Raw genomic sequence first — 10,241 nt, 5'->3', positions numbered from 1 at the left:
AACGCAGCCACCGTCGCCTACCTCGCCGGCGGCATCATCCTCTGGACCCACACCACCGGCACCCGCACCCTCACCTTCCCCGAACTCGGATGCCCCACCACCGCACGCACCCGCCGACACCGACGCGGGCGACCCGTCCCCGAACCCGACATCTCCACACCCACCTGGTGGGAACAACACATGTCCCCCGCCACACCCGAACCCACCACCGCAGACCTCCGACACGCACCCACCGACACCGCCCGCACCCGAATCCGACTCCTCCGCCGAAAACTACGACAACACAAAACCATCCAACACCTCCGCGAACGAAAGAAACCACCACCGTTCTGATCTACGAAGGCGGTCGATCGTCCTCGGGTACTCGGTATTTGCCGCCGCGGATCACATACACCGCGTATCCGGCGATGCCGAGCACGTACGCGACGGTCGGAGCCGCGAGGACCCACGTCGACACCGACCCGTCGTCGGATCCTGTTGTTCCGGCGACCACGGTCATCCACGTCAGGAGGGCGATCGTTGCTGCGCCGATCCATTCGAGATCCTCGGCGATCATGTGATCGAACGTTGGGCGCTGCGCGGGATGCGTCCAGTATCGGTGTGCCCGGGGATCGGGGAGATTGATCATCTGCGCGGGGATGTACCGGATCCACCGGCGCGCACCCGCGAACAACACACCGAGCGCAAGACCGACGCCGGCCATCGTGGCGACGAACGACCACGGGGATTCCGTTCGCGTGACGACGCCGGACCCGTCGAAATGTGCCGGAACGTCGCCGTCGGAGGTCGCGGCGACGAAAACGAGCGAGAGAACGAATACCAGACACGAGGCCCAGAAGGCTGTTCTGGATGCGTGCCGACCGTTCCTCATCGCCGACAATTCTACGAAGGTGCCCGGTGACCGCTGATGCCGGTGGTGAGGAGGGCGGCGAGCTCGGCGTACGCCTGGGAGTCGTCGAGGCCGGTGCGTTCGGAGATCTCACGCGATTGAATGCGCGCCATTGTCGATGCGGCGACGTCGGCGACGAATGCGGCATGGACGCTGCGGACTTCACCCGCGGCGGCACCGTCGTCGATCAGGTCTTGAACGCGTTGGGCGGCGAACGCAGTGTTCTGCTCGTAGATGTCGCGGGCAGGAGGGAAGGCGGCGAGGTCGTCCATGAACTGTCGTGATGCCGGCTGCAAGGCAATTCCCACCGCGGTCAGGTACGCGGTCAGGCGGTTGCCGAAACCGTCGACGCCGACGATCGCTGACTCGACGCGGTCCGTTGCTCCGCGGAAGAAGTGCACGGTTGCCGCTCGAACGAGTTGTTCCTTGCTGCCTGCCAGGGTGTAGAGCGTCGATTTGCTGCAGCGGAGGCGTCCCGAGATGTCGTCGAGTGTGAGGTGGGCGAACCCTTCGCTCAACAAGAGGTCGACGAGTTGGTCGAACAGTTGGGCACGGCGGGCCGTCGCGTGAGCTGCGGTCATGAAGCATGACAGTACTGCAGTGGGCGAGCCAGTATCATCTACAGTACTGTGATGGGACCGTCAGTACTGTGAGGAGTTCGAAAGTGCCTGTCGATCGTTTGTTGCCCACCGAGGAAGCTCGCGACCTCATCCAGCTCACTCGCGATGTCGCGGACAAGGTGCTCGATCCCATCGTCGACGATCACGAGAAGAACGAGACCTATCCCGAAGGCGTGTTCGGCACTCTCGGTGAAGCCGGGCTGTTGAGCCTCCCGTTCCCGGAGGAGTGGGGCGGCGGTGGCCAGCCGTACGAGGTCTACCTGCAGGTGCTGGAAGAACTGGCGGCCCGCTGGGCGGCGGTGGCCGTTGCGGTCAGCGTGCACAGCCTCGCGTGCTCCCCGCTGCTGGCGTTCGGAACCGAGGAGCAGAAGCAGCGCTGGCTTCCGGACATGCTGGGCGGCAGTCTCGTCGGCGCATACAGCTTGTCCGAGCCGCAGGCCGGATCCGACGCCGCCGCGTTGACCTGCAAGGCGACAGCCAAGGACGACGGATACGTCGTCAACGGCGCCAAGGCGTGGATCACGCACGGCGGTATCGCGGATTTCTACAACCTCTTCGCCCGCACCGGTGAAGGGTCGAAGGGTATTTCCTGCTTCCTCGTTCCCAAGGATCAGGAGGGGCTCTCCTTCGGCAAGCCGGAGGAGAAGATGGGTCTGCACGCAGTGCCCACCACGTCGGCGAACTACGACAATGCCTTCGTCTCGAAGGAGCGACGTCTCGGCGCCGAGGGGCAGGGCCTCCAGATCGCCTTCAGCGCACTCGATTCCGGCCGCTTGGGAATTGCTGCGGTCGCGGTGGGTATTGCGCAGGCAGCGCTGAACGACGCAGTCGCCTACGCCAACGAGCGCACGACGTTCGGCAAGAAGATCGTCGATCATCAGGGCCTCGGGTTCCTGCTGGCCGACATGACGGCCGCGGTCGACTCCGCGAGGGCCACCTACATCGATGCTGCGCGACGTCGGGACGCCGGGTTGGACTACTCGCGGGGCGCATCCGTCGCGAAACTCGTCGCAACCGACGCCGCCATGAAGGTCACCACCGACGCGGTCCAGGTGTTCGGCGGGTACGGCTACACGCGGGACTTCCGCGTCGAACGGTACATGCGCGACGCCAAGATCACTCAGATCTTCGAGGGCACCAACCAGATTCAGCGCCTTGTCATCGCACGGAGTCTGCGGAACTGATGCCTGTGCGGTGGATCCGTCTACTGCAGTTCGTGGACGGTCTGCTTCCCTTTGAGCCAGCGATTGGGTAGCCGACCGACCAACTCGCCCAACGGATTCACCGCCTGCGACAAGATCTCGACCGAATCCTGCAGGATGTCGATGCTGACGCCCATGCGTTCGATGTTGGGTGCCAGCTGCGACAAGGTTTCGGTCAAGGTCACGAGCTGATCGAGCGGACCACCCTTCGCGGTCAACCTCTCGATGGCACCGCCCTCGGCGAGCAGCTGTTCCAACAGGCCGCCTTCCTGGGTGGCGCGTTCGATGATGCCGTCCTCGCGAGTCAGAAGTTCGAGCGGCCCGTCCTTGGCGGTGAGACGTTCGAGGGGGCCGTCGACGGCGGTGATCCGATCGAGAAGTCCGCCGTCGGCAAGCAGCCGTTCGAGCGGACCGTCCTCGGCGAGCAGCCGGTCCAGCGGTCCGTCGGTGGCGGTCACGCGATCGACGGGTCCGCCGGGTGCCAGCAACCGTTCGAGCGTGCCTTCCTCCGACGTCAACCTGTCGACGACGCCACCCGGCGCGAGCAGCCGGTCGAGTGGCCCGCCCTCACGCAGTGCGTTGCCCAACGCTCGGTCGTCCGAGGTGAGCTGACCCAGCTGGGACAGCAGCTGCATCGTGCCGCCCTTGGGATCGGTGAGCGAGGCCAGGTTGGCAGGCGTGGCTGCGCCGGTCTCGAGAGCGAATCGAGTGGTGGACAGAATCGCCCCCGAGACCTCCAGGGCAGTTTCCGCGATGGCAATCCCAGCGCGTGCAGGCAGTGTGATCGCGGACACCCAGTTCATGGAAGTTACTGTAACTGCTGGATCGGTCAGTGCAGCAGCTTCAGTCCGACGACGCAGCCGACGATGCCCACGAGCAGCGCGACCTTGATCCACGACGAAGATTCGTCGCCTGTGATCATCGCGTAGGCGACGGTGAGGGTTGCGCCGATTCCGACCCAGACGGCGTATGCGGTGCCGACGGGCAGGGTGCGCATCGCGACGGCCAGGCCGCCCATGCTGGCGACGAGGGCGACACCGAAGACGATCGTGGGAACGGGGCGCGAGAAACCGTCGGACTTGCCGAGGGCGGTGGCCCACACTGCTTCGAGTACGCCGGAGATGACAAGAATGACCCAAGCCATGAGAAAACACTCCCATGCACCGTCTTGTCGCTGGCCGGGTACGGTGCGCTCGTCCGCTGGTCCTACTGTGTCGAATTCAGCAAGACTGGTACTAGGGTACCACTAATAGGCGTACGTGTTCTCGGGTTCGTCGATCTGCTCGACGCCGGTCACTGTCATCGTCGGAATGTTGCCCGTCTCCGGGGACGACTCGCCGACGGTTCCACGCACCCGCAGCCACTCGCCCTCCACGTCTCGGTCCAAGTGGATGCGGATGGATCGCGCGTCGGCAGCGCAGCAGATGATCAGGATGCGCGCCAGATCGACACTGCCGTCCGGGTTCTCCACTCGAATCCCCGTCACGGTGATCTCGCGATCGTCGAGGCTGCCCGTGCTGTCCCGCGCGGCACGCTGAACGACGTCGAGCAGCGATACTTCGGGCGCCTCGCCGTCGGGCAACGGTGGAAACGCGGTGCGCTGGACAGGACCGGCCGCGACCACCCGATCCGACACCGACGACACGTCGAGTGCGGGCGGCGCGACGAACAGAATCAACGCCGCCGGAAGAAGCAACATCCAGTACGGACGAGAGCTGTGGGCGTGGTCGTCGTCCGCCGGTCCGCCTCGCCGGACGTCGCGCACGATCGCCACCACCGCCAAGCCGACGATGAAAATCCCGCTGGCCAGCAGGTAGGGGTGCAGGCTCGGCTTCACGTAGCGCAGAAAGCTTCCGTCCACGGAGATCTTGACCATCGCGCCACCGACGAGCAGAAGCAGGACGTTCTGCGTCTCCCGCCTCATCGGGCACCCAGAACGAGAAGCCCGACGGAGGTAGCGCACGCCACCGCGACGACGAAGGTGACCGGGGCGAATCGGGCGACGAATCCACGTCCGAAACTGCCCGCCTGCATCGCCATCAATTTGACGTCGACCGCGGGGCCGACGACGAGGAACACCAGCCGGGGGAGTAGAGGCAGCATCGACATGCTCGCTGCGACGAAGGCGTCGGCCTCCGAACACAACGCGAGAACGACGGCCAGAACTGCCATCACCAGAATCGCCAGGAGCATCTGCCCGGCGAGGTGTTCGAGGATGGAATCGGGAACGACGATGTGCAGCAGCGCCGCGGCTCCGGCTCCGAGGACGAGGAAGGCGCCCGCCTGCATCAGGTCGTGTCGGGCGGATTCGGTGAACACTTCCCATTTCGACCGCGAGGAATCGTGGCTGTGATCGGCAAATTTCTTCGTGATCCACTCGGCACGTCCGATTCTGGCCCACAACCAGCCCATCACCAGGGCGGTGGCCAGCGATGCGAGAAATCTCGCCAACACCATCCGCGGTTCACCGGGGAACGCCACAGCCGTCGACACCAGCACCACAGGGTTGATGGCAGGTGCGGACAGTAGGAATGCGAGCGCCGCCGACGTCGGCGCACCCTGGTCCATCAGACGCCTGGATACCGGAACGGCGCCGCATTCGCACCCCGGCAGGGCCATTCCGGCCAGGCCGGAGACACCGACAGCAGCTTTCTCGTCGGCCGGCAGCAGTCGTTTCAGAACCCGCGGCGAGACGAACGCGGCGATCGCGCCGCTGACTAGCACGCCGAGCACCAGAAACGGGGTTGCCTGAACGAAGACGCCCAGGAAGATCGTCGCACCTGTTCGGAGCTCGGGAAAGGAGTTCACCGCCGTGACCAGCTGGTCCCGGAACACGATCGCGCACACGAGCAGAAGTGCGAATACGTGCATGGAATTGATGCGGCGGGCCGGACTCGCCGAGGTGTCCGTCGTCGCCATCGCCGTCCATCATGCACCCCGTGCGGCACTCACAGAAACCTCACAGCGAGAGTGCAGCAAGTACGCAGGCTGCGGGTCCAGAATGGGTACGTGAGCGAAACACCTGAGGCCCGTGTGCTGGTCGTCGACGACGAACCGACGATTCTGGAACTGCTGTCTGTCAGTCTGCGATTCCAGGGGTTCGACGTCCAGACCGCATCGTCCGGGCCCGAAGGGCTCGACAAAGCGCGCACCTTCCGTCCCGAAGCGGTCATCCTCGACGTCATGATGCCGGGGATGGACGGGTTCGGTCTGCTGCGCAGGCTGCGCGCCGACGGCGTCGACGCGCCCGCGCTGTTCCTGACCGCTCGCGATTCAGTGGAGGACAAGGTCTCGGGCCTGACGCTCGGCGCCGACGATTACGTCACCAAACCGTTCAGCCTCGAAGAGGTGGTTGCTCGGCTGAGGGTCATTCTGCGTCGATCCGGAAAGACGGAGGAGACTGCACCGTCGCGAATCTCGTTCGCGGACATCGAACTCGACGACGACACCCACGAGGTGTGGAAGGCAGGCGAGCCGGTTGCACTCTCGCCGACGGAATTCACGCTGCTCCGGTACTTCATGGTCAACGCGGGCACCGTGCTGAGCAAGCCGCGAATCCTGGATCACGTGTGGCACTACGACTTCGGCGGTGAAGTCGGTGTCGTCGAATCCTACGTGTCCTATCTGCGCCGCAAGGTGGACACCGGGGACACCAGACTCATCCACACTCTGCGTGGTGTCGGCTACGTCATGCGGCAGCCGCGGTGAAGAAACTCCCGACGCCCAGGGACGTTCCGCTACGGTTCACGCTCGTCGCGGCACTGCTGCTTCTCGTCGCGACCGGGCTGCTGGCGTCCGGTGTCGCGGTGACGTCCGCGCTGCAGCAATCGCTCGTCGAACGCGTCGACAAGAGCTTGTTCGACGCGTCCCGCGTGTGGGCGGAACCCCGGAACCCGGACATGCCACCGCCGTCGGAGTCCAGGCGACCACCGGCGGACTTCTACGTGAAAGCGACCGACACCGACGGCCAGATCAGGATCGAGGAGGACGCCGGGCAGAACGTTCCCGACGTCGACGGCGTCGACACGTCTCGGCCCACCACGGTCGGTTCCGTCGACGGAGACGAGGAGTGGCGAGCCTTCAGCGTCACCAACTCCCAGGGCACCACCGTGGTTGCGCAGAGTCTGACACCCACCAAGATCACGGTCGATCGTTTGGTGGTGCTTCAGTTGATCATCGGGACCATAGTTCTGGCACTTCTCGCGGTGCTGGCGTACTTCGTCGTCCGCCGCAGTCTGCGTCCACTCGTGCAGGTCGAGGAAACAGCGGCCGCGATCGCAGCCGGTGACCTGCACGAGCGGGTGCCGGAGCGGAGTTCGCGCACCGAGATCGGCAAGCTGTCGATTGCGTTGAACGGCATGCTCACTCGCATTCAGCAGGCGTTCGCGGCGAGCGAGGCGTCCGAGGAGGCGGCCCGCGCATCCGAGGACAAGATGCGGCGCTTCGTCGCCGACGCGAGTCACGAACTACGCACACCACTGACGACGATTCGAGGATTCGCGGAGCTGCATCGGCAAGGCGCGATGAGCGACATCACGTTGTTGATGAACCGAATCGAGGGTGAATCGGCACGCATGGGTTTGCTCGTGGAGGATCTGCTGATGCTGGCCAGGCTCGACGCGCAACGCCCGTTGGAGGCTCGATCCGTCGACGTGCTCACCATCGCTGCCGACGCCGTGCACGACGCCCGGGCCGTCGCTCCCGAACGCGACATCTCACTGAAAGTCGTCTCAGGGCCCGGCATTCCCGAGGTGACCGGTGACGACGCACGGCTACGTCAGGTAGTGGCCAACCTCGTCGGGAATGCTGTTCGGCACACTCCGTCCGATGCGTCCATCGAGGTCCGTGTGGGCACCACGGACACGTCGGTGCAACTCGAGGTCAGCGACACCGGGCCCGGCTTGTCGGCCGAGGAATCGGCGCACGTCTTCGAGCGCTTCTATCGCGCGGACAGCTCCCGTACTCGTGAAAGTGGGGGCAGCGGACTGGGATTGTCGATCGTCGCGGCCCTCGTCGCCGCGCACGGCGGAACCGTCACCGTCGACAGTACGCCCGGCCTGGGCGCAACGTTCCGGGTGGAACTGCCCCGGGTGAATCAGGACCGGGTCGACTAGGCCCGGCGGCGGCAGGCAAGAACCACCAGCGCGCCGACGATGGACGCGGCGGTGGTGAACAGCACTGCGCTGTTCCACCCCTCGACGAGCCCGGCGACGCTGGGCGTTCCGGTCGGAACAGCGAGCACGGCAACCACGGTGACGCCGACGGCCGAACCCACGTATCGAGCAGTGTTGTTGGCGCCACTACCCATGCCTGCACGCCCGGCGGGCACGCTGGCCACGGCCTCGCGCCCGAGGGCTGCGTTGAGGACACCGCTGGAGACACCGGCGACGAGCAGGCCGGGCAGCAGGCGAGACCACGTCGAGTCCTCGGACAGACCGAGAAGAAAGAGCTGCCCGACGGCGACGCCGAGCAGTCCGACGGCCAATTGTGTTCCGCCCGAGATGCTCGGCGGAATCCTCCGAGCGAGCAGAGCTGTGACGACCGACGTGCCGGACCACGCGAACATCAGCAGTGCAGCTTCCAATGCTTGGATACCGTAGGCATTTCCGAGGAATCCGGACACGTACGACATCAGGGCAATGACGCCGGCACCGGTCATGAGTGCCGCGAAGGTCGCTGCGACGAACGGGGGATGAGCGAACAGCGACAAGTCCAGCATCGCCGTGCTGCTTCGTAATTCGACAATGACGAACATGCTCAGTAGCAGTGCTGCGACGACGAACAATCCGATGGGCAGAGGGTCTGCCCATCCCTGGCGCCCCTCGACCAACGCAGCCAGCAGCGCACTGACGCCGAGGCCGAGCAGAAGCGCGCCCGCCGGATCGAGGCCTCGCGGAACGTCGGTTCTCGACTCGACGACGAAGCGGTGCGAGACGTAGGCCAGCACAGCTGCGGCGACCGCGAGCACGACGTACGCATCGCGCCAGGTGGCGATACGATCGAAACCGGCCGCGATCAGCGGCCCGAGGGCAATGCCTGCGCCGACGCTGGCGCCCCAGATCCCGCTTGCGCGCGCCCGCAGCGGGCCGACCGGGTGAGTGTGCGCGATGATCCCGAGGCTCGACGCGACGAGTGCTGCGCCGCCGATGCCCTGTGCGATGCGGGCGATCACGAAGATCAGTGTGGTGGGGGCAACCGCGCAGGCAACGGAACCCGCGGCGAGCACGACCGCGCCGATCGCGAACGTCCGACGGCGTCCGAAATCGTCGGCGACGGTTCCAGCGGTCAACAGAGCAGCACCGAGCCCGATGCTCATCGAGCTCAGAATCCAGGTCTTCCCGGCAGCGTCACTTCCGAGGGTCGTCGCCGTCGGATTGATGGTCGCCAAGGGCGCTGTGAACGCCACCAGGGTCAGCAGAGTGCCGAGCGACGCGATCACAAGTGAGCGTCGTTGCACGGTGGACGGGTCGGTGGTGGTCATGGTTCCCCTTGGTTCGGTGACCGAACTGTAACCGCGCGATTCGGTTCGGTCAACAGACCATTGGGGTAGGCTTCCGTGCATGGCCCTCGGCGTCGACTACGTACATCAGGATTGCTCGATGGCACGTGCGCTCGAACTCGTCGGCGAGCGCTGGACGCTTCTCATCGTGCGTGACTCGCTGTTCGGTGTACGACGGTTCTCGGACTTCCAGACCCATCTGGAGATGTCGAAGGCCGTCCTCACGCAGCGGCTCGCAGGCCTCGTCGACGCTGGATTGCTCGAGCGTGTACCTCACGGCGGCCGCGACGAATACGTTCCGACGACAGCGCTCGAGGGGTTGTGGCACGTGGTCTTCGCGCTGAACGACTGGGGCGGTACCCAGGTTCCGTCGCCGGGCGGTGCGCGTCGGGAATTCCTGCACGCAGACTGCGGCACCCTGCTGACCGGCCCCGGTCTGTGCACCCGTTGCGCGCTCGCGCCTGGCCCCCGCGATGTGCTGATGCGTCCCGGGCCCGGAATCGGTGGCACCGTGCGGCCGAACGCAGTGTCCGCGGCCTTGCGTTCGACGCGACGGTTGCTCGACCCGATCAGGTAGGGACGTTCGCCCCGTAACCCAGGTCGGTCAGTGCAGCCTTGATCTTCCGCGCTGCCTCGTCCTGGGACTCGGCCGACGGACTCGGGTCCGCGCCGGAGATGTCGAAGTTCCCCATCTCGAACGCCGGGAACACGTGCAGGTGCAGATGCGGCACTTCCAGTCCGGCGATCAGGAACCCTGCCCGCGGCGCGTCGAAGCCCTGGACCACCGCTCGACCGATCTTCTGTGCAACCGACGTCAATTTGCCGAACACCGCGCCGTCGACGTCCTGCCACTGGTCGATCTCCTCGCGCGGCACGATCAGGGTGTGTCCCTGAGTGACGGGAGCGATGGTCAGGAACGCGACGACGTCGTCGTCCTCCCAGACGAATCGTCCCGGAATCTCTCCACTGATGATCTTGCTGAATACCGATGCCATGCGCCCAACCCTATGCGGCGTGCGGGACCCATGGGT

General features: G+C 65.5%; 12 protein-coding genes, 1 pseudogene and 1 riboswitch. Of the genes and pseudogenes, 5 read left to right on the top strand and 8 right to left on the bottom strand.

Annotated elements, in window-relative coordinates:
• Positions 1-333, top strand: a pseudogene (locus tag H292_RS28690) (HNH endonuclease signature motif containing protein); the annotation flags it as partial.
• Position 334: 1 nt separating this feature from the next.
• Here the strand turns inward: H292_RS28690 and H292_RS0126275 are convergent.
• Together H292_RS0126275 and H292_RS0126270 are read right to left on the bottom strand one after the other, a co-directional pair.
• On the bottom strand, positions 335-871 hold the full coding sequence (locus H292_RS0126275; RefSeq protein ID WP_020113383.1) for a hypothetical protein: 537 nt from the start codon (positions 869-871) through the stop codon (positions 335-337).
• Positions 872-882: 11 nt separating this feature from the next.
• Complete coding sequence (locus H292_RS0126270) at positions 883-1,470, bottom strand: TetR/AcrR family transcriptional regulator (RefSeq protein WP_019663662.1); 588 nt, start codon at positions 1,468-1,470, stop codon at positions 883-885.
• Between the two features lie 83 nt (positions 1,471-1,553).
• On the opposite strand from H292_RS0126270, the gene H292_RS0126265 reads away from it, so the two are divergent.
• Positions 1,554-2,693 (top strand): acyl-CoA dehydrogenase family protein, encoded by a 1,140-nt coding sequence (locus H292_RS0126265; protein ID WP_020113382.1) that lies wholly within the window; start codon positions 1,554-1,556, stop codon positions 2,691-2,693.
• A gap of 20 nt (positions 2,694-2,713) precedes the next feature.
• On the opposite strand, the gene H292_RS0126260 is transcribed toward H292_RS0126265, so the two are convergent.
• From H292_RS0126260 to H292_RS0126245, 4 genes are all read right to left on the bottom strand, one after another.
• A complete protein-coding gene (locus H292_RS0126260; RefSeq protein ID WP_019663660.1) occupies positions 2,714-3,514 on the bottom strand; it encodes a hypothetical protein in 801 nt (266 codons plus the stop codon).
• A gap of 26 nt (positions 3,515-3,540) precedes the next feature.
• On the bottom strand, positions 3,541-3,855 hold the full coding sequence (locus tag H292_RS0126255; RefSeq protein ID WP_020113381.1) for a DMT family transporter: 315 nt from the start codon (positions 3,853-3,855) through the stop codon (positions 3,541-3,543).
• A 13-nt stretch (positions 3,856-3,868) separates the two neighbouring features.
• Positions 3,869-3,935: riboswitch (guanidine-III (ykkC-III) riboswitch) on the bottom strand.
• Positions 3,936-3,957: 22 nt separating this feature from the next.
• Positions 3,958-4,635: a TIGR03943 family putative permease subunit gene (locus H292_RS0126250; protein WP_020113380.1), complete on the bottom strand. Its 678-nt coding sequence runs from the start codon at positions 4,633-4,635 to the stop codon at positions 3,958-3,960.
• Positions 4,632-5,630 (bottom strand): permease, encoded by a 999-nt coding sequence (locus tag H292_RS0126245; protein WP_020113379.1) that lies wholly within the window; start codon positions 5,628-5,630, stop codon positions 4,632-4,634. The genes H292_RS0126250 and H292_RS0126245 overlap by 4 nt, the downstream gene beginning before the upstream one ends.
• A gap of 90 nt (positions 5,631-5,720) precedes the next feature.
• Here H292_RS0126245 and H292_RS0126240 point away from each other — a divergent pair, with 90 nt between their 5' ends.
• Entirely contained in the window at positions 5,721-6,419 is a 699-nt protein-coding gene (locus tag H292_RS0126240) for a response regulator transcription factor (RefSeq protein ID WP_026347530.1), read from the top strand.
• Complete coding sequence (locus H292_RS0126235) at positions 6,416-7,825, top strand: sensor histidine kinase (protein WP_019663655.1); 1,410 nt, start codon at positions 6,416-6,418, stop codon at positions 7,823-7,825. Before H292_RS0126240 ends, H292_RS0126235 begins: the two co-directional genes overlap by 4 nt.
• Here H292_RS0126235 and H292_RS0126230 read toward each other — a convergent pair.
• The gene (locus H292_RS0126230; RefSeq protein WP_020113378.1) at positions 7,822-9,192 is read right to left on the bottom strand and encodes an MFS transporter; all 1,371 of its coding nucleotides are present in this window, start codon (positions 9,190-9,192) and stop codon (positions 7,822-7,824) included. The genes H292_RS0126235 and H292_RS0126230 overlap by 4 nt on opposite strands.
• A 79-nt stretch (positions 9,193-9,271) precedes the next feature.
• Between H292_RS0126230 and H292_RS0126225 the strand changes: the two genes are divergently transcribed.
• Positions 9,272-9,787 carry a winged helix-turn-helix transcriptional regulator gene (locus H292_RS0126225; protein WP_019663653.1) on the top strand — a complete coding sequence of 172 codons (516 nt, stop codon included), beginning with the start codon at positions 9,272-9,274 and terminating at the stop codon, positions 9,785-9,787.
• Here the strand turns inward: H292_RS0126225 and H292_RS0126220 are convergent.
• The gene (locus tag H292_RS0126220) at positions 9,780-10,205 is read right to left on the bottom strand and encodes an HIT family protein (protein ID WP_019663652.1); all 426 of its coding nucleotides are present in this window, start codon (positions 10,203-10,205) and stop codon (positions 9,780-9,782) included. The genes H292_RS0126225 and H292_RS0126220 overlap by 8 nt on opposite strands.
• Between the last annotated feature and the right edge of the window lie 36 nt (positions 10,206-10,241).

It is taken from the genome of Rhodococcus sp. 114MFTsu3.1 (genome assembly GCF_000383555.1).
GTDB lineage: Bacteria > Actinomycetota > Actinomycetes > Mycobacteriales > Mycobacteriaceae > Rhodococcoides > Rhodococcoides fascians_E.
This window is presented reverse-complemented; position numbering and strand designations above follow the sequence as displayed.

What these genes read in the sequence shown, in the direction of transcription:
- H292_RS0126225 (WP_019663653.1), top strand. Translation starts at nt 9,272, where the DNA reads ATGGCCCTCGGCGTCGACTACGTACATCAGGATTGCTCGATGGCACGT.
- H292_RS0126255 (WP_020113381.1), bottom strand. Translation starts at nt 3,855, where the DNA reads ATGGCTTGGGTCATTCTTGTCATCTCCGGCGTACTCGAAGCAGTGTGG.
- H292_RS0126275 (WP_020113383.1), bottom strand. Translation starts at nt 871, where the DNA reads ATGAGGAACGGTCGGCACGCATCCAGAACAGCCTTCTGGGCCTCGTGT.
- H292_RS0126260 (WP_019663660.1), bottom strand. Translation starts at nt 3,514, where the DNA reads ATGAACTGGGTGTCCGCGATCACACTGCCTGCACGCGCTGGGATTGCC.
- H292_RS0126245 (WP_020113379.1), bottom strand. Translation starts at nt 5,630, where the DNA reads ATGGCGACGACGGACACCTCGGCGAGTCCGGCCCGCCGCATCAATTCC.
- H292_RS0126270 (WP_019663662.1), bottom strand. Translation starts at nt 1,470, where the DNA reads ATGACCGCAGCTCACGCGACGGCCCGCCGTGCCCAACTGTTCGACCAA.
- H292_RS0126220 (WP_019663652.1), bottom strand. Translation starts at nt 10,205, where the DNA reads ATGGCATCGGTATTCAGCAAGATCATCAGTGGAGAGATTCCGGGACGA.
- H292_RS0126250 (WP_020113380.1), bottom strand. Translation starts at nt 4,635, where the DNA reads ATGAGGCGGGAGACGCAGAACGTCCTGCTTCTGCTCGTCGGTGGCGCG.
- H292_RS0126230 (WP_020113378.1), bottom strand. Translation starts at nt 9,192, where the DNA reads ATGACCACCACCGACCCGTCCACCGTGCAACGACGCTCACTTGTGATC.